This window comes from Catellatospora sp. TT07R-123, from assembly GCF_018327705.1.
Lineage (GTDB): Bacteria > Actinomycetota > Actinomycetes > Mycobacteriales > Micromonosporaceae > Catellatospora.
In genome coordinates, this window is record NZ_BNEM01000002.1 from 756,532 (window position 1) to 779,823 (window position 23,292).

The window sequence follows — 23,292 nt, forward strand, 5'->3', positions numbered from 1 at the left end:
ACATGACCAACCAACAGGACACCTGCCAGGCATATTTTCACCGCTACACCACCGGCCAAGCCAGGCTCGACGACCTACTACCCGCGATCGCCGACACCGACGGCTACGGCCGGACCGTCACCATCACCCTCCTGCTCGCTGTCGATGCCGTCGACGCTGTCAGCGGCGGGTTGGCCCGCCCCGCGATCACTCTGGCCGCGCTGCTCGACCCCGCCGGGCACCCCGACGAGTTCTGGGCCACAGCCGTGGTTGCTGGCAACCTCACGACCCACCGCGCCACCGGCACGGACACCCCGGTCGACACCGGCCAGATACGGCAGGTCCTCCTGCTGCTGGACCGGTACAGCATCCTCACCTACAGCGCCACCGCCAGCCCTCGCGCGGTGACCATCCACGCCGTAACCGCCCGAGCCGCCCGCGAAACTGCCACCCGCGATCAGCTCATCAGCGCGGCCCACACCGCCGCCGCAGCACTGCTCACCATCTGGCCTGACAACGACCACAACACCACCCTCGCCGCGCTCGGCGAAAGCCTCCGCACCAACACCACCACTCTGGACAGCATCACCCAAGATCTTCTCTGGACCACAGGCGCACCGGCGCTGCTCTACCGCGCGGGCATTAGCCTGCTCAGCGCTGGTCTACCCACCGCTGCCGTCGCCTACTGGCACGCCCTCACCCACAAGGCACGACGCATTCTCGGTTCGGACCACCATTTCACGCTGACCGCCTGGGCCAACCTCGCCACCTCCTACTGGCAGGCGGGCCCCGGTGACGCGGTCACCATCGAGGAGCGGATCGCCGCCGAGCGGGAGCGGCTGCTCGGCCCGGAACATCCCGACACGCTGACCGCCTGGGCCAACCTCGCCGCCTCCTACCGGCAGGCGGGCCGGACCGGTGACGCGGTCACGATCCTGGAGCGGGTCACCGCCGACAGCGAGCGGCTGCTCGGCCCGGAACACCAATTCACGCTGACCGTCTGGGGCAACCTCGCCACCTCCTACCGGCAGGCGGGCCGGACCGGTGACGCGGTCACGATCCTGGAGCGGGTCACCGCCGACAGCGAGCGGCTGCTCGGCCCGGAACACCAATTCACGCTGACCGTCTGGGGCAACCTCGCCACCTCCTACCGGCAGGCGGGCCGGACCGGTGACGCGGTCACGATCCTGGAGCGGGTCACCGCCGAACGAGAGCGGCTGCTCGGCCCAGAGCACCCCGACACACTGGCGTTAGCCGCTCGACTGCGACAATGGAGGTCTCTATGAAGCTGGCTGGCATGACTCATGGAGGGCTGGCCGCTGTCGCGTGTTGCCAACACCAACAGTCACAACTGAGCGGTCGCGAAGACCACCGGTGACTACATTGGCGAGCTGCCAACTCCAGGTCAGGCTGGCCTTCGCAACCGCCTCTTGCCCGGATCTTGCCGCACCCGTTTGCGATCGTGTTGGCCTTCGTGAGCCGCAGGGCGAGCCTGCCATACGACGAGTTCGTGCGTGGCTGGCGGCCTCTACCGACCGGACGCTCAGAGGTTTAAAGTCATCGACTTCTTCACGATCCATTTCAGCGCTGTTCAAATAGCGATGGATCGATTTTTGATCTTGCGGCCAGCATCACGAGCCCATGCTTTATCGTTTCGTCAAGGTGCTCCGGATCGAGAAAAGCCATATTCGCGTCCCATGGACCCCTCCAGAACCCACCGAGTCGGCTGTAGCCGGGCTCCGTTCGTAGCTGAGTGTTGACCACGCTCAAAGGTGGTGGTTCAACGCTGTGTCGATCCTTGGCTGGAACGATGCCAGAGACTCGCATAATTCGACCATCTGAGTTCAGGCAGTTCATAACGTACGAGCAGCCGTACACGTCGCCGTGCTGGTGGGTCTCACTGACCGCGATGTGGGGCGGCTTAACGTCGCAAGACAGCCGCCACGCCTGCATCTCGTGTCTTTCAACAAGCTGCTCATTGCTTACACCACGCTTTTGATACCCTCGATATATGTCCACCCTGAGGTGAAATTCAAAGGCATAAGGCTTCGACTTCAGTGCCATCGACAAGCGCCTAGCGATACTAAGCAAAGAAGTACCATACGCCACTCTTTCGAGCTTCTTCCGCTGAGCTTCATCCTGCATACGTGCAGCTACAGCGGCATCCTCCCTCGCTTTGAGCTTCGCGTCCTCTTCTGCTCTCGCTGCTGCAGCTTGCGCCTTACGCACGCTCTCTGCGAAGTCCATGCCTGCTCCCGTTAGGCCTGCTACTCGAGCGGTCCACGATACTCAGGCGCTCTTGTATCGGGTATCGGCCTTTACGGCGACATTGTGTACCGGAACACGGGGGCACATCCCTGCGTGCGGAGTAAGGGACGAGGCGACTCGCTTTCACGAGAAGCTCTCATAACGGGCGGCTGACGCGTTCGGTGCGGCACCGCAGCTCGATGGTCAAGAGCATTGCTGAAACGGGGCACTACCTTCAGCAGTTCCTTTAGGCCCCATCTCATTTGATGAGGCTCTTGTAGGAGATCATCGTGCAGGCGATGTCGGCAAAGGCGAGGAAGTGTTCAGCACGGCGCTCGTAGCGGCGGACCAAACGACGGTAGTTCATCAGCCACGACAGCGTCCTCTCGATCACCCACCGGTGTCGGCCCAGGCGCTGTGACGACTCGACGCCGCGACGGGCGATACGGATACCGATGCGGTCGGTGCGCAGCGCGGCCCGGATGTATTGGTTGTCGTATGCCTTGTCGGCATGCAGCTTGGCCGGCTTGCGGCGCGGCTGGCCGCGGCGGGAACGGATCGGGGTGACGGAGTCCAGCAGCGGCAGCAGCACGTGGGCATCGGGGTGTTCGCCACGGAGACCAGGACGGCCAGGGGCAGCCCGGCCCGGTCGGACATGACGTGGATCTTGCTGCCGGTCTTGCCGCGGTCGACCGGACTCGGCCCGGTCAGTTCGCCCCCTTCTGCGCTCGGACGCTGATCGAGTCGACGACAGCCCTCGACCAGCCGATCCCGCCTTGCGCGCCCAGCAGGTCAAGGACCCGGTAGTGCAGCCTGGTCCACAACCCGGCCGCGGTCCACTCGGTGAACCTGTGGTGCGTGGTGGCACGACTGACCCCGAACATCGCCACCGGCAGCGCCTGCCAGGAGCACCCGGACTCCGTCATGTACAAGATCGCAGCCAGGATGGCCCGGTCGTCATGCCTGCGCCGCCCACCACCCTGGGGGCGCTGCGGCGCGGGCGGAATCAACGGGCGCCGCGATCTCCCACAACCGGTCGGGCACCCACCGGACAACCTCACCCGAGTCCACAATCGACATGCTGCATCACAGGCCCCCTCAGCACCAAATGAGATGCGGCCTTAGAGGTCCTAACAAAGTCGCTGTACGTGCCGGAATGTGATGATGCAGGTCGCGAGGTCGAGGAACGCTTCGTGGATGTCGTCGCGGCGTTCCCAGCGGATGCGTAGCCGTTTCATGCCGTGATACCAGGCGATGGTCCGTTCGACGACCCAGCGGATCGCGCCCAGCCCTGTGCCATGGGGCTCACCGCGGCGGGCGATCCGTGGCCTGACGCCCCTGGCGCGCAGCTGCCGCCGGTACTTGTCGTGGTCGTAGCCCCGATACCTGATCGGGACGCCGTCGCGGTCGGCCGCGACGGCCGGGCACGGCCGGGATCTTGTCCAGCAGCGGCAGCAATTGGGTCACGTCGTTGCGGTTGCCGCCGGTGACGATCACTGCCAGGGGTATGCCGGCCGCGTCGGCAATCAGGTGGTGCTTGGAGCCAGCGCAGCCGCGGTCGACCGGACTCGGCCCGGTCTGATCCCCCCTTTGAGCGCGCGGACGTGACTGCTGTCGACTATCGCCCGCGCCAGGTCCAGACGCCCGGCCGCGCGTAGCTCCGCCAAGAGCAGCTCGTGCAGCCGCTGCCAGACACCAGCGGTGTGCCACTCGTCCAGGCGCCGCCAGCAGGTGGCGCCGGACACCCCGAACAGGGCCGTGGGCAGCCGGTTCCAGCCGATACCGGTGGCCAATACGAAAAGGATGCCCTCCAGCGCGGCCCGGTCGTCAGTACGTCGACGACCTGGGAACCGGAACCGCCGCGATCGCACTGGGATCAAGGGCTCCAGCCGCCGCCAGAGCTGCTCAGTCAGTACACGGTCGGACACCGCAGCAGTCTCAACGACATGCCACACCTACCGACGGACATGAAGTCCGCTCATTCTGAACTGATCTCTAAGAGACGTCGCTGGAATCAGTTTCTTCCGATTGCTGAGTCCGACGCTTCTGAGCTGGCCGCTTAGTCCGCGCCAACTCTCTGCGTAGGTCGAGGTCTGCGCGACCGAGGCGATAATCCAGGATGGCTTTAACCAGTCCTGTGACAGCCGTTACGAGGCCCGCCAGCGCCGTTATGAGACCGGCGACCGCTAGACCGAGGCCCCCTTGTACGTGGCACAAGACCCCACGCGCCGGATCGCTGCATGGAAGCGTCGACCTGGTGTCATATATGAAGGCGACGCAGCCGAGCGCGATGACCAGAGCGCCCAAACGACTAAGGCCCATGGGCGCGCCGTGCTTCGCCTCGCAAGTTTGGTAGCAAGTCGGTATACAACCCACCCGGCAGCGCCAACCAGCACCGCGATCGCTATCCATGGAGTCAAGGTCGCCCAACGCACGACCTCAAGGTGTCAGCACCACCTACTCATGTAAATGGACGCTTTGGCTGGTTTACCTGACGGAAGTCCGACGCCACCCCCGACCAAAACATCGCTACGGGACCCAGCAGGCAACCCATAGGACCCAAAGACTGCATGCCAGTTGCGTGCCAGATCGGCGTGCCGGTGGAGGTCGCAAGCGGGCGCCTGCGGGCAGATCCCCGGCGCGGACGATCCAGCGTTCCAGGCATCCCGGTCGACTCTTGGCGGTCTTCCAAACTGACAGTGCGTCTGCGACGAAAGTCAGCGGAAAGTCAGCGAACCCGCTGACTGCGGCCCGCACCGAGCACTTCCAGCCGGGAAGAAGCGCACGTCAATCCAGTCCCGTTGGCAGCGGGCGATACCAGGCACGAAGCAGTGACCGCGTTCACACGGAAGAGGTCACTGGTTCGATCCCAGTATCGCCCACCAGCTCAGAGGGCACATCCCATCGAGGATGTGCCCTCTGAGCGTATCTGGGGTGACTAACTGGGTGACTAAGGCCTAGAACGGGTGGCCGTCAGCCAGCGTCGCAGCTACTTAATTAGCGCAGAACGCAGTAGTTCAGGGCAAGCAGGAGACCTAGGTAGAAGAGCGGTACCTGGATGCGGAAGTACTCGGCTGCCTGCCGGCGGAGAGATTTCCTGATCGACTCATCCCACATGCCCATCCGCTTAAACTTCCTCCGCTCCCTCAACGGCGAGCGGACATAGAACCTCCACGCATGGTTAAGGACCATCAGTGGCCAGGCAACTAAAAAGAACAATGGCCAATCCATTAGTCCGTTACGGTCCCACCTGCGACCAGGCAGTTCGAAGACGGTTGACCACCAGCCTGCGCGGATCGCAGAAAGCAAAAGCATAAGACCGACCGACATATAGTCTCGGGCAGCGAGCGGAACCTCAAAGTGGACGTGCATCCATCCGAGCGGCACCGTCACCAGGATATGGAAGACGGCAGCCACAGCCGGTCGGACAGTCTGGCTCCAGAATCCGACTAGATCGCCCAGCACTCCTCGCCAGCCGATGTGCCACCAGTGGTCGGCGAGGGCCGCCAACCCGATGGTCGCAAACACCGCAGTGACCTGTTGGTACAGGCTCCAGCCGAATCGGGCGACAATGCGTGTCTTCGGCTGCGGCGCATGCTGCTCGGCGGGAGCGGCCAAGCACATCTTTGCGAACATCGCAGTAACACGTTGGTACTGGATCCAGCCGAGCCTGGAGGCCAAGCAGGCCTTTTTCGGCTGCAACGCACGCGGCTCGGCGAGATCTATTGTCGGCCCACCTTCGTGCTCTTCCCCTTCGGCGGTAGTCGACATGCTGCCATTGTCGTGGTGCTGTCAAGAGTCGGGAATAGTCTGGCCAGCTGATCGGCAGCGGCACTTTGGGATCTAAGTTTCGTTCCAGTCATTCGGCCTGGAAGATCCGGACCAAGTTCCGTTTCTGCCCACACCCAGGTGGGGGCACATCCCGTCGAAAGACGTGCCCCCTGTCTTGCGTGGTGCCTAACTGAGCGAGTGGCTAAGAGCGTTATTCATGAGGCGCTTGTCGATGTCCGATAGATCTCCAGTGCGGTGACGGCGGCGAGGGTGGCCGGGAGGTTGGTCAGTAGCCGTCGGTAGCCGGTGGCGAGGATCTTCCAGTTCTTCAGGTGGGCGATGGCGCGTTCCACGCAGGCGCGGTGGGACGCGATCGTCTTGTTGAACGCGCGGGTGTGTTCGCTGAGCGGCTGTTCGGGGCGGGTTCTGCGTTTGGGGACCATGAGGCCGGTGCCGGTGTAGGCGGTGTCGGCGAAGCCGCCGGGTCCGCCGTCGGCGTGCATCCGGCCGGCGAAGACCTCGGCCAGGCCGGATTCGCGGAAGGCGCGGGCGTCGTGCATGGCGCCGGGCTGGGGCTTTCCGGTCATGACCAGTCGGCCGTGCCACAAGGCGACGACCTGGACGTTGAACCCGCAGCGGTGGCGTTTTCCGGAGTACATGCCTGAGGTGTAGGTGTCTTTGCGTCGGTCGCCGATGGGGACGAGGAACCCGTCGACGCGCACGGTCGAGCGCAGCTCACGGTCGGCGGTGGCCCGCGTGACCGGAGCCAGGACGTCGGTCAGGACCGGCAGGAGCAGGGTGACCAGGCGGGAGATGGTCGGCTGGGAGCAGCCGAACAGCTCTGCCAGCAGCGGCTGGGACAGGTTGTGGCGCAGATACAGCAGGACCGCGACCACGGCCCGGCGCGGGTTGAGCGCACGTCGGCGGCGCAGCGGCCACAGCCCGTTCGCGGCGACGCGTACTACGAGGTCATCGACTTGATCGCGGGTCAGGCCGGTCATAGTCTCGATCCGTTCCGGCCGCATGCCGGCTGCGGGAGTGCGCACAGCTTCGGTGGCTACCGGCGGCAAGGTCGCCGTGTCCACGGACGACAAGCAAGACGATCACGTCCGGTGTCTGCCGGCGACGGGATGAGGGGTGGGCGATGGCGCGCACGTGGCTGTCGGTGCGGGTCGACCTGGTGTCAGGCCGCGGCGGCGACTTCTGGCCCCGGCCGGGACGGATCTTCGCCGCGGCGCCGTCACACACGTTCGCGCAGCTGTCCCACGCGATCGACACGGCCTTCGCCAGGTGGGACCTCGCCCACATGCACATGTTCACGATGTCCGACGGAACGGGCGTCACCGCCCTGGAGCAGTGGGACGGCGACGAGCCCGACGGCAGCATCGACAGCCAGGCCATCCAGCTGAGCAGACTCGCCCTGGGCGAGCAGTTCGCCTACGTCTTCGACTTCGGCGACGACTGGGCACACCTGTGCACCGTCGAAGAGCAGAAGATCGACCCGCACACCACCGTCGGGTTCACCCCCGGCACACCGACCGCCTACTGGGGCTGGGGCGACCTGCCCGACCAGTACGGCCGCACCTGGGACACCGACGACGGCGAGTCACCCAAACCGAAGCGACCGTCACGGCCTTTGGCTGACCTCCCACCGGTCCTGCCCGGTTGGGGACCGGCCCGTCGATGATCACCGCACGAACCCAGCCGTCCTCACATCATCGACGACCGTCTCCTGAATAACGCTCTAAGGCATCAACTCCGATCGGAAGGACCGAAAACGTGCCCGACATCTGGGCCAGAGTCTGGCACGCGGTGACGACGTTTCACGCAGAGCAGTGGGCAGTTCTTGCCGCCTGGGCCACCTTCATTGTCGCCGTTGTCGCCAGCATCGCAGCACTTCGGCAGGTGCGGGAGGCGCGTCGACTGCGGGAGGAGCAAGCTCAGCCGTACGTCATCGCCTACACCGAGCACAGTGCCGCTTCACCTCACCTAATCGATCTTGTGGTGCGAAACTTCGGCACTACCCTTGCACGTGACGTCAGGCTGACCTCAGATCCGATACTCAAGCGGACCGCTGGGCAAGGGAAAACCGAGGACGTGTGGGTCTTTGACAAGCTTCCGGTGCTCGTTCCCGGCCAGGAGTGGCGCACGTTCTGGGATAGCGGCCTCGAACGATCGAACACTGAACTGCCGGACCGGTACGAAGTGGTTGTCACCTGCAAAGACTCACACGGTAAGCGGCTCGCGCCGCTCACCGCAATTCTCGATTGGACGCCATACAAGGGGCGGCGTTGGGTCGAGGTCTTCGGCATCCATCACGCCGCCAAGTCGCTGCGGGGCATCGAGAAGGAGATCAAGGGGTGGCGCGAAAGCATCCACGGCGGTCTCGGCGTGTACGTGCATGACGGTGACGCTCGACAGGAGGCGCGGCGCCAGGAGCTTGCCCGGGCGCGCGAACGACTAACCGAGCTCACCCGGCGAGCTGCACCGACACCGGCCGCCGCGGATCAGGATGCGCCCGACCAGCCCAGTGACGATTAGTAGCTCCAACTCAATCGATCATTGCCTAACCATGATGACTACCCTGCGCCTGTATCGGTACGATGACTTCATCGAGTGGATGTAGCGCAGCCAGATACGATATCGACCTTCAGTTGGCCGAGGCATTCTGGCTGGTTGGCTCTTCCGTCGCGTTCTCGCCTGCGCCACAATGTATTCCTGTCTGCATAGGTTCCGCAGGGTCGCCGCCATCCTTGCTTCAAGGGCGCCACCTAAATGGACGGAGTGATGAGTCGCTTGGGTACATCGGGAGCTTTTCGCCGGATCGACTTCGTCGACGTTGCGCGCCAGGTGTACGAGCCAATCCTTGCCTCAATGCGGCTCGGCGAAGATCAAATTTCGAACCAGGACTTGAGTGAGTTGGAAGCCTCGCTGGGCCGCATCAACGAAGCAATCGCCAATCCTGCATCACTCGGAGGGCCGTTAAAGCTGAAAGTGACCAGCGAAGCTGGTGTCGTGATTGCTAGAGGCGCCGCGGAGGCGCACATTGAGGTAGGGCCACTCTCCATCCTTTTCGAGCGCAAACAGTCCATACTCGACCGAATCGCGCTCCTTAGACCGCAGCAGCAACTCGACGACCTGCAAGACGTCGTCCGGGATAAGGTTACTGACCCAGCCCTTGCAGACGATCTACTGGCGGCATTCGAGCAGGAGCGGATCAAACAACAGGCGAAGACGGACCAGTTGAGCAGGGAAGCTGAGCAGGTTAAGCGCGCTGAGGCAGAGTCTCAGGAACGCCTGAAGATTGAGATTCAAGAGCGGCGGTCACGAATCTATAGGTCATTCCTCCATAGGGAATCGGTCGCAACGATAGTTGGCGCACTTCTGCTGATTTCACTCACCATCGCTCTTGTTGTAGCGATGTTTACCGGGCTCGAAGTTAGCCAGATTGTGTCGAGCGCATTTCTGATTATCTTGGGATACTTCTTCGGGCAGTCAACTTCCCGCGACCGAGGGCTAGCCGGCAAATCGGACGACGCCCTATCAATCGAGTAACACCTAGCATGCCTCCTGGCCTGAATTCTGCAATCAGCTTCTCGCTGCATTAACTGCCCCTCAACCGGCGGATACCTGTATCTGAACCAGGCCGTATCCCAGCCAAACGGCGATCAAGGGGTCGATTGTCAGGTGAGTCAGGCGCAGAGCCGCGTATGCTAGGCCAACGATGCCAAGAGCAGTCGGCTGTCGGGTCAAACCCCTACAATCGGGGCGATGATCAACCGACGGCTCCGACGTCGAAACTGTGATCATCGCGGCCGAGATTCCCCGCAACCGCACAAGGACGGATCTGTATGGTGTGCCTGGCTGCTTTGTATGTCGATTGGCCTGCCCAACTGGCTTGGGAGTCAATCGGCAGGCGAGAAGCCGTGTCGCGCTATGACCGCACTGATGCGTTCGCGCAGTGCTTCGTCTGTCAGGGAAATGATCGTGGACGTCGGGTTCAAGTCGATGAAAAATCGGCCAGTGCCGTCCGTCTCGATGATGGGCAGTCCGAGTTCGCGAAGGTCGTAGTTCGCGAAGCCGACGTGGTCTAGCAAGGTCGGCACACGGCTCCTGGTGCGTCCATGCCTCTCCACCCACCAAGCGCTCCAATCGATCTGCCCGTACTGTTGCCATTGCAACCAGAAACGAGTTGCAATTGCTTGAGACGCCTGCCTCATCAGTTGGTCAACCGATGTGGGCAATCCTGTTGGGCAATCGCAGTCCGGATCCTCTGCGGTGTCGGGAACCTGCCACGGGCCGTCCTGAGCATCTAGCGCGAGGATCGGGTTCAGCAGCTCGTGCTGGAAGTCATCCAACATCTCGCGGACGTCCTTAGGGACCCGTGCTGCGTGTTCGGACGCCGACGCGCTTTCGACCAGAGGTGCCAGCCGTCTGACAATGGATCGTCGCCAGTGCCTGACACCCATCTCGGCCGCGTAGGCGATCCACTCGATGTCGCGGCTGCCACGTGGAAAGCGAGGATCGGCGTCCTGGGCTTGGAAGACCCTCCACCAGAGTAGGCGCCACTCGTCCTCCCGGAAGAGTTGGGCTGGCAAGCTCTCCTCGTTCTCGGCATCCATTTATCATCGCCCCTCATTCAGGAGACGTTCTCGACCAGTACGTCCGGCAGGAGCTGTCGGCGGCTTTGACAATTCAACGTAGTGAGCCCGCATTGCCCGCTCGGAACGCTTCGGCCCTGCGCGGACGAGGTCGACGGTTCCCTTGGCAGCCAGTCCGCTGATCGCTCCGGTCCACCCCCCGAGCATTCCGCCGACGACCGCACCTACGGCCCAATTTAATGCGTCGCCGAGAATGGACGATAACAATGTGCTTCGCCGAGTCTGCAGGTTAAGGCGGTGTGCTGCCGCTCGCATTTCGTCAGCCACAACGGTCTGTTGGCTGGCGGCGTCGGTCACACCCGGTGCGACGCTGCTCTCGTGGACGGCCGCAGCCATGTCCCTGCGGAAGACGGAAAAGCATTCGTCGTCGCGGATTGCAACCATGTCCGCGAGTCTGATGCGGCCCGCGCCTTGCAACTGGAGCCGGACCAGCTCTTCAATGAGCCATGGATCGCGGCCAGGGCTCGACGCATCGGCGCCTGCATGGATTGTGAGCATCGCCGGCATAGCCGCGGCCTCCGCATGGCAGGAGAGTAGTCGAGTCAACCGGTCCTCCGGCTGCGTAGCGAGTACGAGATCCTGGCGAAGGAAGCGTTCGGCCAAGACACGGGCTCGCATGTTCAGGTCCGTCTGGTCTGACCAGGTGAAGATTCCCTGTGCGACCAGCTGCATGGCGATCTGTGGGATTAACTCGGCAATCTTCGCATTAAACGATGGCAGTGCGGATTCCCTGGGGACCATGGTGTCTATGGGTAAGACAATGTCGTGCCGTATGAGCGGGGCCAACTGAGCCATCATGTCGAGGCTAAACAAGAACTCCTCTTCGGACATCTGCGTCTGAAGGGCGACGTTCGGCTCGGCCAGGGAGCCTTGGATGCCGATAGAGGCTTGAAACGGGTTGGGGATCGCCACGGTGTGCGCATAGAGAAGGAGGGATCGTACGTCGAGGGTGAACCCATGGGCATCACCGTCGCGCAATGTGGGCGAAGTGATAACCGGCGAGAGCATGATTCCGCCTGTAGCCAGGTCTGAAATCCTGTTGCTGACAAGTGGCCGCAGCTCGCCTGGCTCCAACGGTTGGGGCTCGCTCGGAAGCTTCTGAACAGAAATCAGCTCCAGGAAATCTGTCTTGCGACTCAACAGCGACTGGGGATCGGCGCTGACCGCCATGCCGACCTCCTCACAGGAACGCCCAAAGAAGTTCTCGATGAAGTCGATAAGAACGTGGTTCACTGCTCCGTATCCTCCGGCGCATTATCAAGAATGCTCAGAAGAAATCTTGCGTCCTCTCGATACCGGCTCGGCTGACCGGGTCGGAGGGCATTCGGACCGCTCGGGCCGCACCTTCCGACGACATCGATGGCGAGTCGCAGAATCTCCCGGCACTCGTCCAGCCGTCCCGCTGCCACGACAGTGTCACAGATATACAGCAGCGAACCGAGCCACGTATCGAATGCCGGGCTCCCGTCCGCGATGAATTGATCGAGATCGCGAAGTGTGCTCATGGTCTCCGACGTGATCCAGGCTATTGGTGCCGGATCATGACCAGGCAGCACCGCATCGGCGAAGGTGCCGATCGCACGCAGGCGATCGTCGAAGACGCTTTGTTCTTCGGGCCAGACGCTATTCATGAATTCGAGAATATGGTAGTGAAGACTGGCCCAGCGGCGATACGCGCGTGGCGTCGACCGGCCGGTTGCGAGTCCGCATAGCTCGTCGAGTGCAATGAGCTCGAGGCCAGTTATCTCTCTTGCGAACGTCGACTCGATCATCGTCCACATGGTAAAGTCGTCGCGAATGACCTGGTATCGGAACGCTTCCACGAGCAGCGCGTTGCCGACAACCCACAGACTGGGGGAATCGACCTCCGGAACGGTCCGTCCAAGCTCTGCCAATGCTTGTTTGAGCGTGCCCTTATTGTTGACAAGAGCGTCCTCGCGGGCACGCCGCGCGACGGCCGCAGCGATGGCGTAGACGTCTGCCGTGCTCGTGACGGCCTCATGGGACGCCAGCGGGAACGAAGTGAGTCTTGCGTGCCGGTACGCAGCGAGGGCCTTCTCATATATCTGTGCACCGAGACCGTCCTCATCCGCCATTAAAAGTGGCGGTGGCTCCGCACCACTGATCCACAAGGCCAACGCCGTGGCCGGCCGCGTTGTGACTTCGGGCTCTTGCTCATCCACTCTGATCGCTCCGGATCCCGCTTGTCGCAACAGTTCAGCGGCGTTAATGAGTCGCTATAGGCTATACCGCCGCCGAGATCGTCAATAAGAGTCAATACGGCCAGGCTATTGCAGCCGTCTGGGTGGGCCTTCACTGTTGACCGTGCAGGCGAAGGTCGTCAGGGATGGGCTCGCATGACCTGCGGAGGCGTAGCTGCGGTCGTTCTTGAGTACCGGCTTCCAGGTAGGTTGCCCAGTCATCGCTGGTGTGCTTGGCCCACTGGCTGGCGGTGTCGATGGCGATGCCGAGTAGGTCGACCAGCACGGGAGCGGGCAGGTCCGCCGCGAGGTGGATGAGGGCGGCAGCACGCCCGTATGCCGCGTGCGGCAGCCCACGCCAGGTAAGTCTCTTGTGGAGTGCGACAGTGTGTCGGCCAGGTTGCCCGCCCAGGAAAAGCCAGACGGCCGCCGACGCCGCGTTCTCAGAAGATCCGGTGGCAGCTGCGGCGCTGCGGCTTGGTCGAGGAGCAGCTGGCCGACCTGCGTTATAACGCGAAGGGATGGCTACCAAGGTGCAGCCAGACGTGCGTGCCGTCGGTTCCAATTCGTCGCGGCGCAGCCGGGAGATCCGCGTGACGGTCATCCCGTAGAGCAGGATCAGGCTGCCTGCGGCTCGGACGTCATGGGGCAGGGCCTGGTAGTGCAGGCGGCGCAGGTGTTGCCTACTTAACTGGTGGAGTACCTGTATGCGAACCATCTCGTATTCACCTGGTTGGCCTCGACCAGGCGGCGTACGCGCCCTGCTGCCCAGGCGCACTCAAACCGGACGGCGCGAATCTGTCATGACCTGACTGGACGGCGGTACCTGCTGAGTGCACACTGCTGACGTGGTAGGTGAGCCGGACGGCCGCAGAGAGCAGATCATGGCGTTGCTTCGTCGCGACCGTCAGCCGCTGGATGACGATCAAATTGCGCGAGCGATTCCGATGAACCGCCACTATGTGAACCAGATCTGCCGTCAGTTGGCGACCGAGGGAGTCGTCACGCGAGACCGCGGCGCTGACGGCAGGCTGGTTAACTGGTTTGTGGGTCGCGAACCGGGGGTCGCAGCGGAGGTGAGACCGGCACTTGCGGCTCCAGAGACACCGCCTCCCCGGCTCCGGGTCAGGTCGTACGGTCTGATGGACGGCAACGTCGAGCAATTGATCGCCGACTTCGCCGACTGCGTCACGCTCTTCGAGCGTCAGCGGGCATTTCCAGGCCCAAGCCTGTACTTTCACGAACGAGCCATTGAGCGCCAGCGCCGGCACGCCACAGTGAGTTCGCTGCTAGATGACGACCGCCTCCTGGAGTACGTGTACGCCGTGCTTCCCGCTTGGGGGATGCACCGGATGGGCGCGCAAAGAGCCAAGGTTGGAGACTTTGCGCAGATTGTCAGCGCGCTGCGAGAGGTCGCACCGGTGTTGGAAACGCTGTGGCCGCTGCGCATCACCGGTTTGCAGGCAAGGCAGGTTGATGAGGTGACCGCCAATGTCTGGAAAGTGATCACGCGTATCAAGGTGAGCACCTCTGGCACGCAGATCGTTGCAGGGAGCAAGTTCCTGCACCACCTACTACCGGACCTTGTGCCGCCTATCGACCGCCAGTACACATTCAGGTTCTTTGCCGGTCGGAAGACCATTCCTAGTCATCGCGCCGCTTTCCTCGTCTGGTTTCCACGGCTCGTCGAGATTGCATCGCGATGTAGCACGCCCAACCAGGACGCCATCAGCAGAGGCGGATTCATGGCTACTGGGCAGGCCAAGGTGATCGACAACGCGATTATTGGCTTCATGCAGCGATACCGCCGTCAGCCACGCCCAACCTGATGATCTTCAAGGAGCTGTCTGGCTTCCAACGCGAAGTGCCCGCCCCAGGAGCGGATCCGCTCGGCGGTGGCCTGACCGTGTGCAGGGCGTCGGCGGCAATCAGCTTTGGGCCAGTCGATAGAATCGCTCGGGTTGGGCTGGGGAGAGTGAGGCGCGGATGGGCAATCTAGGAAACTACCAACTGATGACGAAGATCGCATGGAAGGTCGGTGGCCCAGGGAGGCTTCTGATCGCGACTCTCGTCGGTGGATACATCATCGTTCGGGTTACTGAAGCGGGTGGCAAGAAGGTATTCAAGGCAGCGGGTGGCAAGAAGGCCTTCAAGGCATGGGTAGCCGCGCTCAAGACGTGGAACACGCCATGCGCTATGAAGGGACAGCTTTTCAGGGTCGCCACTGACGGTGAGGACAGCAGTGGCTTGAAGCTAAGTGCTGGTGACGAGTACCGGGTTTTGGAGTGCATCGCCGAGGGGATCCTCATCGAAGTTCTAAACGATCCCAACAATCCGTACTTCGTTTCCCGCGAGTTCTTGACAGCGATCTCAGATTTTCCGGCAGAGGGCACCGGTAAGGTCCAAGCAGGCGACTGATTCCCAGACGCAACACAAGACCCTCCGGGTAGACGGTGGGGTACGGTCGACAACGCTTATATGGCAGAGATTTCATCGAGGCGCTTCAACGGCGCCTGCGGGAGTTCCTCCGCCTCCAGGCGCTAGTCCCGCCAGCGGTCGTTGGTGGCGTCCTTCCTGCACGCGCTGATTCGATACCTCGAAACAGCTTGCCGAATTGACGGCGCTCGTAGACGCGGCCGCCAGGTAGACCACGCTCGCTTCGGCCGCAGACCGCGTGACGCTGAGCCCACGCTGGCACTCGGTCATCCGAGATGGAGATGCTCCATCTCATCGAAGCCAGTCTCACCTGCATGGGTGCTGAGCTGACGTTGCGCTAATCGGTGAACGGGCGATCTAGATAGTACGCATCTGGAAACGCCGTGTCCGCCAACGTCGCACAGTGGCTCGGCGGACGGGTCGCGGCCGCCCTGGACAGCAGGTGCCCGGCATGACCCGCGCGCTCAGCGGCCGTACCACAACCCCCGCCGACATCGGCGGACATCCCGCCTGGTGCGCCCGCGCCCACCACTGCACCGCCGAACGAGGCGGCCAACACGCCTCCGTCCCCGAGGTGTGGCAGACCGAGCACGGCCGGTACGTCGCCACCCGCTACCGCGACCGGCGCGGACGCGGCCATGTCGAGTTGCGTGTGGTGGTACGCCTGGCCGACGACGACGCCACCGCCCAGGCGCAGTGCCGCCATCTGCTGGCCGTGGCCTACCACGTCGTAGGCCGCGTGTTCGGTGATAGCTGAACGTGAGCACAGCTAAGACCTAGATCTGGAATCGGCTACTCGGGACCGAATGTTCAGGCTGATGAGGGTTCAGCGAAGTCCGCTGGCCTCACCGCACCTTTTCGGGCTCGCTGAGGCCACCCTCGATTGCCCGCTTCCACCGGAAGCCAGCGTTATCGATGAACTGGATATATGTGCCCTGACCAAAATAGAAGCCGTTCTTGTTGAGCGCTTCTTCACGGAATGCCTGCTCGCTTACGTGAATGCGCTCACCTGGAACTAGCGCGTCTTGAAAATGAACAACCTTTTCGTCAGGGAAAATAACTGGGGGCAACACTTGGTCATAGCTTCTGTAGTCCTGGAAGACGATTCTGATTCGAAAGATCGGAAGTTCGGAAGAGTTTAGGACTACAACCTGCTTTGCATCGCTATCGACCCAGAATCCAATGCGCGTGGCCTGATGGCGCACGAGTTCCTCTGCTTGTTCTCTGCGGAACTCGTCAGCTTTTAGATCACGGCCAGATTCGACCCTAAACAGCCGGAATGCAACATATCCAGCAATGCCGGCGAGGATCATTCCGAAGAATGATCCGATCGCACCGATTGCACCCCAGAACTCGGTCACCCCCAGCACGGTAATCGGAGCAGTCAATAAGCGCCATCTGCGTAGCTTCCTGAAGGGTCGCCATGCGAATGACAAACCCTGAAAAGCCGCCTGCGGCGACTCACCACTTGTTGGCGGCTGCGCTTCGCTACGCCGCCAACGGCTGGCCGGTCTTCATGCTAGGCAGGTCCAAACGGCCCGTGGCGCTCTGCACGGGCTGCGAAACTGCCAGACAGGAGAGAAAGCCGCATGACCCGCAGTCGTGCGGCTGCCTGACCTGCCACGGTTTCTACGCCGCCAGCACCGACCCCGACCGGATTGCCGCCATGATGCGCGCCGTCCCGCGCGGTCTGCTCGCGATCCGAACCGGGGCACCGTCCGGGCTGGTCGTGGTCGATGTCGACCACCGCCACGGCGGCATGACCACCCTGCGCGGCCTGGTCGACCGGGCCTGACCCCGCCGACTAGGTACGTCCGCACCGGCAACAGCGGCCTGCACCTGTTCTACCGGCACCCCGGCGTCTACGTGCCCGGCGACCAGGGCAAGCGGCTCGGGCCGGGCATCGACGTGAAAGCCGACGGCGGCTACGTCGTGGCCGCACCGTCCCGCCACCCCGTCACCGGCCTGCCTTACACCTGGGCCGACTACGCAGCACGGGTAGAGGAGATGTCCCCCGCGCTGGCCGGCGCCTGTGCCCAGCCCGTACCGCGGCGGCCGGCCACCACCCACACCAGCCGCCCCCTACCCGCGCGCAGCGCGGGGGACATCCCCCATCCCAACCTGCTCATGGCCGCGCTGACCGACCGCATCGCCGCCACCCCTGCGGGCAGGCGACGCCTGGTGCTCTACGGCTGCGCCCGAGGCACCGCCCGCATCGTCACCGCAGGCCACCTCACCACCACCGGCGCCTACGACTGGCTCGTAGCAGCCTGCGACGCCGCAGGCTGGCCATGGAGCAGCGCCACACACCACGCCATCAGAGACGGATTCGCCGCAGAAGGAGTGACTCTATGACGACCCGACCCAAGCGCGCCGCCGTCAACGGCGCCGAGCTGCTCGACCGCCTACGCGCCACCATCGCCCTGTACGTGATCCTGCCCAGCACCGAAGCCCTGGACGCCGTCGTGCTGTGGATCGCCGCGACGTACGCGCTACCGGCATGGGCGTGCGCGCCCCGGCTGGTCATCCGGGCGCCGGAGAAGCGCTGCGGCAAGAGCAGGCTGCTCGACCTGGTCGAGGCCGCCTGCCACAACCCGCTGATCACCGTCAACGCCTCGCCAGCGGCCGTGTACCGGTCGATCGGGTCCGACAACCCGCCGACCGTGCTGCTGGACGAGTACGACACCATCTTCGGCCCAGCCGCCGCCGGATCAGCAGAAGACCTGCGCGGGCTGCTCAACGCTGGCCACCAGCGCAACCGCCCCGCGCTGCGCTACGACGCCAACTCCCAGCGAGTGGAGCAGATCCCCACCTTCGCCATGGCCGCCCTCGCGGGCATCGGCGCCGCCCCCGACACCATCGAGGACCGGGCCGTGGTCGTGCACATGCGCCGCCGCGCCGGCCGGGAGAAGGTCAAGCCCTGGCGCATCATGCGCGACCGCCCCATGGTCGCGGCCATCGGCGCCGAGCTGAGCCAATGGCTGCTCGGCAGCCTCGACGTCCTGCGCGCCGCAGAGCCGGTCATGCCGGTCGAGGACCGGGCCGCCGACACCTGGGAACCACTCATCGCCCTGGCCGACCTGGCCGGAGGCGACTGGCCGATCCGGGCACGCACCTCGGCCGTCACGCTGACCGGCGCGAAGGAAGAGCAGGGCGCGACCAGCGACCGCGTACGGCTGCTGACCGACTGCCGCACGGTCTTCACGGGCGCGGACGCCGAGGCGCTGCCGACCGCGCACATCATCGAACGGCTCCGGGCCATGGACGAATCGCCGTGGACCGACCTCACCCCGCACAGACTGGGGTCGCTGTTGCGCGAGTTCGAGGTCAAGTCGACGACGATGCGGTTCCCGACCGGCCAGGCGAAGGGATACACCCGCTCCGCGTTCACCGACGCCTGGGACCGCTACTGCCACCCCGACGTCCCGCAGACCCCGGGGGAAGCGTACCAACCGTACCAACCGTCCCAGACCAGCTCAGACGCGGTACGGGATCTTGATCGGTACGGATCGAAGCGTACCGCCCAAGATTCCGTACCAGCGCTGACCAGCACTGCGACGCTTGGTACGGATGGTACGGATACCCCCCACCCCCAGGGACACACACCGACCAACACCCATGGCCACCTGCGCCTGGTGAGCCCTTCCTGACACCCACTCAGCGCGCCCGCGCCGGACCGGCGCGGGCGCGCCACCGCACAGCGAGAAGCCATCGCCCAGGCGGCGCCCGCCTTGGCGACAACCCGTGAACGGTCACCGCGCAGGAGGCTCGACGTGCTCACCCTTCAACCACCACAGCCGAAAGCCCTGTACCGCATCCCCGACGTCATGACCCTGCTCAGCATGAGCCGATCGGTCGTCTACGAGCAGATCCGCGCCGGACGCTTGCGGTCGGTCGCCCAGGGCCGCGCCCGCATGGTCCCGGCCGCCGCGATCGACGAGTACGTCACCTTGCTGAAGAACGAGACGAGGAGCAACGCCTGATGGGGGAACGTCGCGGCCGTGGAGAAGGCGGCCTGTACTGGGACGAGAAGCGGCAACGCTTCATCGCTGAGGTCACCATCGGATACACCCCGGCCGGCAAGCGCATCGTGCGCAAGGGCAGCGGCAAGACCAAGACCGAAGCCCGAGCCAAGCTCAAGGAGGTGATGCGTGACCACGAGGACGGCCTGGCCATCGCCTCGCAGACCTTCACGGTTGCTGCCGCGCTGGAGGACTGGCTCGCCTATGGGCTGGCCGGGCTGTCGGCGAACACCGTAGAGAAGTACGGCTACCTCGTACGTGGACACATCATCCCCGACATCGGGGCGCGCAAGCTACAAGACCTCAGCGCCACAGACGTGGACCGCTGGCTGGCCAAGAAGGCGAAGACGCTGAGCACCAGCACCGTGCGACGCCTACGGGAGTGCCTGAACCGGGCCGTCGACCGCGCCATGGCCAGGGACAAGGTGAAACGCAACGTGGTTGCGCTGTGCGCAACGCCGAAGGGACAGCCGGGCCGACCGTCGAAGTCACTGACGTTCCAGCAGGCCATGGCCGTTCTCGACGCGGCGGAGGACGACCCCCTGGAGTCTTACGTCGTGACCTCGCTGATGGTGGGCGGACGAACGGAGGAGCTACGGCCGCTGCCATGGGATCACGTCGACCTAGACGGCCAGCCCGACGCCGACCCACCCGTGCCGCCGTCGATCCAGGTGTGGCGCTCGGTGCGTGACGGCGGCGACACCAAGACCAGGAAGTCACGCCGCACCCTCGCCCTGCCGGCCAGATGCGTCGTGGCAATGCGCAAGCAGCGTGTGCGACAGGACGCGGCACGGTCCAGGGCGGGCGCCCGGTGGAAGGAGACCGGCCTAGTCTACACGTCGGAGGTCGGCACCGCCCTGGACGCGGCCAACGTACGGCGCGGCTTCCGCCGCATCCTCAAGGCCGCAGGCCTCGACCCGAAGGACTGGACACCCAGGGAGCTACGGCACAGCTTCGTATCGGTGCTGTCCGACAGCGGCATGAGCCTGGAGGAGATCGCAGAGCTGTGCGGTCACGCCGGAACGCGGGTCACGGAGGCGGTCTACCGCCACCAGCTCCGCCCGGTGATACTTCATGGTGCGATCGCGATGGACCTCATTTTCGGCGACGGCAAAATGGCTTAGAGCGTTATTCAGGAGACGGTCGTCGATGATGTGAGGACGGCTGGGTTCGTGCGGTGATCATCGACGGGCCGGTCCCCAACCGGGCAGGACCGGTGGGAGGTCAGCCAAAGGCCGTGACGGTCGCTTCGGTTTGGGTGACTCGCCGTCGTCGGTGTCCCAGGTGCGGCCGTACTGGTCGGGCAGGTCGCCCCAGCCCCAGTAGGCGGTCGGTGTGCCGGGGGTGAACCCGACGGTGGTGTGCGGGTCGATCTTCTGCTCTTCGACGGTGCACAGGTGTGCCCAGTCGTCGCCGAAGTCGAAGACGTAGGCGAACTGCTCGCCCAGGGCGAGTCTGCTCAGCTGGATGGCCTGGCTGTCGATGCTGCCGTCGGGCTCGTCGCCGTCCCACTGCTCCAGGGCGGTGACGCCCGTTCCGTCGGACATCGTGAACATGTGCATGTGGGCGAGGTCCCACCTGGCGAAGGCCGTGTCGATCGCGTGGGACAGCTGCGCGAACGTGTGTGACGGCGCCGCGGCGAAGATCCGTCCCGGCCGGGGCCAGAAGTCGCCGCCGCGGCCTGACACCAGGTCGACCCGCACCGACAGCCACGTGCGCGCCATCGCCCACCCCTCATCCCGTCGCCGGCAGACACCGGACGTGATCGTCTTGCTTGTCGTCCGTGGACACGGCGACCTTGCCGCCGGTAGCCACCGAAGCTGTGCGCACTCCCGCAGCCGGCATGCGGCCGGAACGGATCGAGACTATGACCGGCCTGACCCGCGATCAAGTCGATGACCTCGTAGTACGCGTCGCCGCGAACGGGCTGTGGCCGCTGCGCCGCCGACGTGCGCTCAACCCGCGCCGGGCCGTGGTCGCGGTCCTGCTGTATCTGCGCCACAACCTGTCCCAGCCGCTGCTGGCAGAGCTGTTCGGCTGCTCCCAGCCGACCATCTCCCGCCTGGTCACCCTGCTCCTGCCGGTCCTGACCGACGTCCTGGCTCCGGTCACGCGGGCCACCGCCGACCGTGAGCTGCGCTCGACCGTGCGCGTCGACGGGTTCCTCGTCCCCATCGGCGACCGACGCAAAGACACCTACACCTCAGGCATGTACTCCGGAAAACGCCACCGCTGCGGGTTCAACGTCCAGGTCGTCGCCTTGTGGCACGGCCGACTGGTCATGACCGGAAAGCCCCAGCCCGGCGCCATGCACGACGCCCGCGCCTTCCGCGAATCCGGCCTGGCCGAGGTCTTCGCCGGCCGGATGCACGCCGACGGCGGACCCGGCGGCTTCGCCGACACCGCCTACACCGGCACCGGCCTCATGGTCCCCAAACGCAGAACCCGCCCCGAACAGCCGCTCAGCGAACACACCCGCGCGTTCAACAAGACGATCGCGTCCCACCGCGCCTGCGTGGAACGCGCCATCGCCCACCTGAAGAACTGGAAGATCCTCGCCACCGGCTACCGACGGCTACTGACCAACCTCCCGGCCACCCTCGCCGCCGTCACCGCACTGGAGATCTATCGGACATCGACAAGCGCCTCATGAATAACGCTCTGAGTGACTACGCCGTCGAAGACAGGCTGTGAATCGCGTACGTCGCAGTTGCCGAATTAGTCTCTTAGAGATCAAGGGCCGCGCACGCGCGGCCCGGCGCACCGCGGTTCCCCCGGCGCTTTGCCTGCGGCCCGCGCGGAGGACGCGAGCGCAGCCGACGAGTTGGCCCAGAACCCCAAGGGCCATGTCGGATCACCGTCGTGGACCTGACCGTTCTTACTGCGACGCCGCAACGCCCGAACACCACAGCATCTACAGACCTCAGGGCTCCGCCCCGAACCCCGACCACCGCTTCAGAGATGCACCCGGCACAGCTGCGGGAAGAAGGTGGGAGAAGTGGGGGTAGGGGTGGTGATCTCGCTACGCCGTCACCACAAGGGCAGTACCACAGTGGCCGGCGGGCAGCTCCGCTCCGCTACGCCACCCGCCGGCCACTGTGGTCTGGTCAAGACTGCCGCCGCAAGGAGATCACCACTCAGACCGCCTATGTCGTATCGCGGCGACAGTCGGGGTCATCGTCTATTCCGGGAAGGTCGTCCGTGCCATATCTTGTAGCGCAGCTTGAACTTACTTCAGATGGCGATGAGGACATGGACATCGAAGGTCGACTTCGGCTCAGGACGCGGTTCATGCATTGGCTCTACGAGAGCACCGGCGGCAGGACGAGCGGTTCAAGCGTGGATACTGCCAACTTCGACAGGGGTGGCATCTCTGATCGTGACCTCAACGACGCACTTGAGTACCTGTCGCGGCAGGATCTGCTATGGGCATCGTGGAACCTCGACGACCCCTACCCTCAGTGTGTCGGGCTGACCCATCGTGGCCTCCTCGAGATGGAAGCAGCGCTCCGTACTCCGCAAACTCCCACTCAGCACTTCGCACCGATCAGTGTCCTGCACGTCTACGGGAACATAATCGGCTCGAACATCCGGCAGGGGTCGACTGGATCGACCCAGACCATAGAAGCGCTTCCCGGCGAAAAGGCTGACATAGAAGCCTTTATTGCAGCCGTCCGTGCTGCCATTCGTGAACCCGAATTTGATCCCGTACTCAAGGGAAAAGTTGAATCAGACGTTGCCATGATTGAAGCAGAGGTGCGCAGGCAGCAGCCGAGGTGGAAACTCGTCCGAGCCTTAGGCCAATCGCTGCGCTTGATCGTCGAGAGCGGCCTCGGTGGGGTGTTGACACAGGCCCTTGCTGGCCTGGGCTGGCCGACTCCCTAGTCGTCGATGCTGCGGGGCCTGGCGTGCCAGTTGCGTGCCAGAACACCGCGCCATGACCAGTCACGGCCGGGCAGCAGCGGACAACTGTTC

Annotated in this window: 21 protein-coding genes, 1 tRNA gene and 3 pseudogenes; 14 read left to right on the top strand and 11 right to left on the bottom strand. The window is 64.1% G+C overall.

Features of this window, described 5'->3' with window-relative positions; all coding sequences use genetic code 11:
* Positions 1 to 2 precede the first annotated feature (2 nt).
* Positions 3 to 1,265 (top strand): tetratricopeptide repeat protein, encoded by a 1,263-nt coding sequence (locus Cs7R123_RS23660; protein WP_212829913.1) that lies wholly within the window; start codon positions 3 to 5, stop codon positions 1,263 to 1,265.
* Positions 1,266 to 1,560: 295 nt separating this feature from the next.
* On the opposite strand, the gene Cs7R123_RS23665 is transcribed toward Cs7R123_RS23660, so the two are convergent.
* The 3 genes and pseudogenes from Cs7R123_RS23665 to Cs7R123_RS23675 all read right to left on the bottom strand — a co-directional run bounded on the left by Cs7R123_RS23665 (position 1,561) and on the right by Cs7R123_RS23675 (position 4,154).
* Complete coding sequence (locus tag Cs7R123_RS23665; RefSeq protein ID WP_212829914.1) at positions 1,561 to 2,226, bottom strand: hypothetical protein; 666 nt, start codon at positions 2,224 to 2,226, stop codon at positions 1,561 to 1,563.
* A gap of 259 nt (positions 2,227 to 2,485) precedes the next feature.
* Positions 2,486 to 3,306, bottom strand: a pseudogene (locus tag Cs7R123_RS23670) (IS5 family transposase).
* 50 nt (positions 3,307 to 3,356) lie between these two features.
* Positions 3,357 to 4,154: pseudogene (locus Cs7R123_RS23675) on the bottom strand (IS5 family transposase).
* 881 nt (positions 4,155 to 5,035) lie between these two features.
* Between Cs7R123_RS23675 and Cs7R123_RS23680 the strand changes: the two are divergent.
* Positions 5,036 to 5,111, top strand: a tRNA-OTHER gene (locus Cs7R123_RS23680).
* Positions 5,112 to 5,223: 112 nt separating this feature from the next.
* Here Cs7R123_RS23680 and Cs7R123_RS23685 read toward each other — a convergent pair.
* On the bottom strand, positions 5,224 to 5,997 hold the full coding sequence (locus tag Cs7R123_RS23685; RefSeq protein ID WP_212829915.1) for a hypothetical protein: 774 nt from the start codon (positions 5,995 to 5,997) through the stop codon (positions 5,224 to 5,226).
* 215 nt (positions 5,998 to 6,212) lie between these two features.
* Entirely contained in the window at positions 6,213 to 6,998 is a 786-nt protein-coding gene (locus Cs7R123_RS23690; RefSeq protein WP_212823273.1) for a transposase family protein, read from the bottom strand.
* A 143-nt stretch (positions 6,999 to 7,141) separates the two neighbouring features.
* Here Cs7R123_RS23690 and Cs7R123_RS23695 point away from each other — a divergent pair, with 143 nt between their 5' ends.
* From Cs7R123_RS23695 to Cs7R123_RS23705, 3 genes are all read left to right on the top strand, one after another.
* Entirely contained in the window at positions 7,142 to 7,684 is a 543-nt protein-coding gene (locus tag Cs7R123_RS23695; RefSeq protein ID WP_212823272.1) for a hypothetical protein, read from the top strand.
* A 92-nt stretch (positions 7,685 to 7,776) separates the two neighbouring features.
* On the top strand, positions 7,777 to 8,538 hold the full coding sequence (locus Cs7R123_RS23700; protein WP_212829916.1) for a hypothetical protein: 762 nt from the start codon (positions 7,777 to 7,779) through the stop codon (positions 8,536 to 8,538).
* A 309-nt stretch (positions 8,539 to 8,847) separates the two neighbouring features.
* Entirely contained in the window at positions 8,848 to 9,552 is a 705-nt protein-coding gene (locus Cs7R123_RS23705; RefSeq protein ID WP_212829917.1) for a hypothetical protein, read from the top strand.
* A gap of 350 nt (positions 9,553 to 9,902) precedes the next feature.
* Here the strand turns inward: Cs7R123_RS23705 and Cs7R123_RS23710 are convergent, their stop codons facing one another.
* The 4 genes from Cs7R123_RS23710 to Cs7R123_RS23725 form a co-directional block, all read right to left on the bottom strand.
* Positions 9,903 to 10,619: a hypothetical protein gene (locus tag Cs7R123_RS23710; RefSeq protein ID WP_212829918.1), complete on the bottom strand. Its 717-nt coding sequence runs from the start codon at positions 10,617 to 10,619 to the stop codon at positions 9,903 to 9,905.
* 3 nt (positions 10,620 to 10,622) lie between these two features.
* Positions 10,623 to 11,891, bottom strand: a complete 1,269-nt coding sequence (locus Cs7R123_RS23715) for a hypothetical protein (RefSeq protein ID WP_212829919.1) — start codon at positions 11,889 to 11,891, stop codon at positions 10,623 to 10,625.
* A complete protein-coding gene (locus Cs7R123_RS23720; RefSeq protein ID WP_212829920.1) occupies positions 11,888 to 12,841 on the bottom strand; it encodes a hypothetical protein in 954 nt (317 codons plus the stop codon). Before Cs7R123_RS23720 ends, Cs7R123_RS23715 begins: the two co-directional genes overlap by 4 nt.
* 130 nt (positions 12,842 to 12,971) lie before the next feature.
* Positions 12,972 to 13,577 (bottom strand): hypothetical protein, encoded by a 606-nt coding sequence (locus Cs7R123_RS23725; protein WP_212829921.1) that lies wholly within the window; start codon positions 13,575 to 13,577, stop codon positions 12,972 to 12,974.
* A gap of 166 nt (positions 13,578 to 13,743) precedes the next feature.
* On the opposite strand from Cs7R123_RS23725, the gene Cs7R123_RS23730 reads away from it, so the two are divergent.
* From Cs7R123_RS23730 to Cs7R123_RS23740, 3 genes are all read left to right on the top strand, one after another.
* The gene (locus tag Cs7R123_RS23730; RefSeq protein WP_212829922.1) at positions 13,744 to 14,688 is read left to right on the top strand and encodes an Rrf2 family transcriptional regulator; all 945 of its coding nucleotides are present in this window, start codon (positions 13,744 to 13,746) and stop codon (positions 14,686 to 14,688) included.
* Between the two features lie 184 nt (positions 14,689 to 14,872).
* The gene (locus Cs7R123_RS23735; RefSeq protein ID WP_212829923.1) at positions 14,873 to 15,277 is read left to right on the top strand and encodes a hypothetical protein; all 405 of its coding nucleotides are present in this window, start codon (positions 14,873 to 14,875) and stop codon (positions 15,275 to 15,277) included.
* A 469-nt stretch (positions 15,278 to 15,746) separates the two neighbouring features.
* Complete coding sequence (locus tag Cs7R123_RS23740) at positions 15,747 to 16,052, top strand: hypothetical protein (protein WP_212829924.1); 306 nt, start codon at positions 15,747 to 15,749, stop codon at positions 16,050 to 16,052.
* 88 nt (positions 16,053 to 16,140) lie between these two features.
* Here Cs7R123_RS23740 and Cs7R123_RS23745 read toward each other — a convergent pair whose 3' ends face one another.
* Positions 16,141 to 16,656 (bottom strand): hypothetical protein, encoded by a 516-nt coding sequence (locus Cs7R123_RS23745; protein WP_212829925.1) that lies wholly within the window; start codon positions 16,654 to 16,656, stop codon positions 16,141 to 16,143.
* A gap of 155 nt (positions 16,657 to 16,811) precedes the next feature.
* On the opposite strand from Cs7R123_RS23745, the pseudogene Cs7R123_RS41130 reads away from it, so the two are divergent.
* The 4 genes and pseudogenes from Cs7R123_RS41130 to xerC all read left to right on the top strand — a co-directional run bounded on the left by Cs7R123_RS41130 (position 16,812) and on the right by xerC (position 20,441).
* Positions 16,812 to 17,650 (top strand): annotated as a pseudogene (locus tag Cs7R123_RS41130) (bifunctional DNA primase/polymerase).
* Positions 17,647 to 18,945, top strand: coding sequence for a DUF3631 domain-containing protein (locus tag Cs7R123_RS23755; protein WP_212829926.1), 1,299 nt, complete (start codon positions 17,647 to 17,649; stop codon positions 18,943 to 18,945). Before Cs7R123_RS41130 ends, Cs7R123_RS23755 begins: the two are co-directional and overlap by 4 nt.
* 123 nt (positions 18,946 to 19,068) lie before the next feature.
* Positions 19,069 to 19,278, top strand: coding sequence for a helix-turn-helix domain-containing protein (locus Cs7R123_RS23760; protein ID WP_280517329.1), 210 nt, complete (start codon positions 19,069 to 19,071; stop codon positions 19,276 to 19,278).
* Positions 19,278 to 20,441: a tyrosine recombinase XerC gene (gene xerC, locus Cs7R123_RS23765; protein WP_212829927.1), complete on the top strand. Its 1,164-nt coding sequence runs from the start codon at positions 19,278 to 19,280 to the stop codon at positions 20,439 to 20,441. Before Cs7R123_RS23760 ends, xerC begins: the two co-directional genes overlap by 1 nt.
* Before the next feature lie 57 nt (positions 20,442 to 20,498).
* Here xerC and Cs7R123_RS23770 read toward each other — a convergent pair whose 3' ends face one another.
* A complete protein-coding gene (locus Cs7R123_RS23770) occupies positions 20,499 to 21,041 on the bottom strand; it encodes a hypothetical protein (RefSeq protein ID WP_212823272.1) in 543 nt (180 codons plus the stop codon).
* A gap of 143 nt (positions 21,042 to 21,184) precedes the next feature.
* On the opposite strand from Cs7R123_RS23770, the gene Cs7R123_RS23775 reads away from it, so the two are divergent.
* Together Cs7R123_RS23775 and Cs7R123_RS23780 are read left to right on the top strand one after the other, a co-directional pair.
* Positions 21,185 to 21,970, top strand: a complete 786-nt coding sequence (locus Cs7R123_RS23775) for a transposase family protein (protein WP_212823273.1) — start codon at positions 21,185 to 21,187, stop codon at positions 21,968 to 21,970.
* Positions 21,971 to 22,518: 548 nt separating this feature from the next.
* Positions 22,519 to 23,202 (top strand): hypothetical protein, encoded by a 684-nt coding sequence (locus Cs7R123_RS23780; RefSeq protein WP_212829928.1) that lies wholly within the window; start codon positions 22,519 to 22,521, stop codon positions 23,200 to 23,202.
* The last annotated feature ends 90 nt before the right edge of the window (positions 23,203 to 23,292 follow it).

What these genes read in the sequence shown, in the direction of transcription:
- Cs7R123_RS23660 (WP_212829913.1), top strand. Translation starts at nt 3, where the DNA reads ATGACCAACCAACAGGACACCTGCCAGGCATATTTTCACCGCTACACC.
- Cs7R123_RS23665 (WP_212829914.1), bottom strand. Translation starts at nt 2,226, where the DNA reads ATGGACTTCGCAGAGAGCGTGCGTAAGGCGCAAGCTGCAGCAGCGAGA.
- Cs7R123_RS23685 (WP_212829915.1), bottom strand. Translation starts at nt 5,997, where the DNA reads ATGTCGACTACCGCCGAAGGGGAAGAGCACGAAGGTGGGCCGACAATA.
- Cs7R123_RS23690 (WP_212823273.1), bottom strand. Translation starts at nt 6,998, where the DNA reads ATGACCGGCCTGACCCGCGATCAAGTCGATGACCTCGTAGTACGCGTC.
- Cs7R123_RS23695 (WP_212823272.1), top strand. Translation starts at nt 7,142, where the DNA reads ATGGCGCGCACGTGGCTGTCGGTGCGGGTCGACCTGGTGTCAGGCCGC.
- Cs7R123_RS23710 (WP_212829918.1), bottom strand. Translation starts at nt 10,619, where the DNA reads ATGGATGCCGAGAACGAGGAGAGCTTGCCAGCCCAACTCTTCCGGGAG.
- Cs7R123_RS23725 (WP_212829921.1), bottom strand. Translation starts at nt 13,577, where the DNA reads ATGGTTCGCATACAGGTACTCCACCAGTTAAGTAGGCAACACCTGCGC.
- Cs7R123_RS23730 (WP_212829922.1), top strand. Translation starts at nt 13,744, where the DNA reads ATGGCGTTGCTTCGTCGCGACCGTCAGCCGCTGGATGACGATCAAATT.
- Cs7R123_RS23735 (WP_212829923.1), top strand. Translation starts at nt 14,873, where the DNA reads ATGACGAAGATCGCATGGAAGGTCGGTGGCCCAGGGAGGCTTCTGATC.
- Cs7R123_RS23740 (WP_212829924.1), top strand. Translation starts at nt 15,747, where the DNA reads ATGACCCGCGCGCTCAGCGGCCGTACCACAACCCCCGCCGACATCGGC.
- Cs7R123_RS23755 (WP_212829926.1), top strand. Translation starts at nt 17,647, where the DNA reads ATGACGACCCGACCCAAGCGCGCCGCCGTCAACGGCGCCGAGCTGCTC.
- xerC (WP_212829927.1), top strand. Translation starts at nt 19,278, where the DNA reads ATGGGGGAACGTCGCGGCCGTGGAGAAGGCGGCCTGTACTGGGACGAG.
- Cs7R123_RS23770 (WP_212823272.1), bottom strand. Translation starts at nt 21,041, where the DNA reads ATGGCGCGCACGTGGCTGTCGGTGCGGGTCGACCTGGTGTCAGGCCGC.
- Cs7R123_RS23775 (WP_212823273.1), top strand. Translation starts at nt 21,185, where the DNA reads ATGACCGGCCTGACCCGCGATCAAGTCGATGACCTCGTAGTACGCGTC.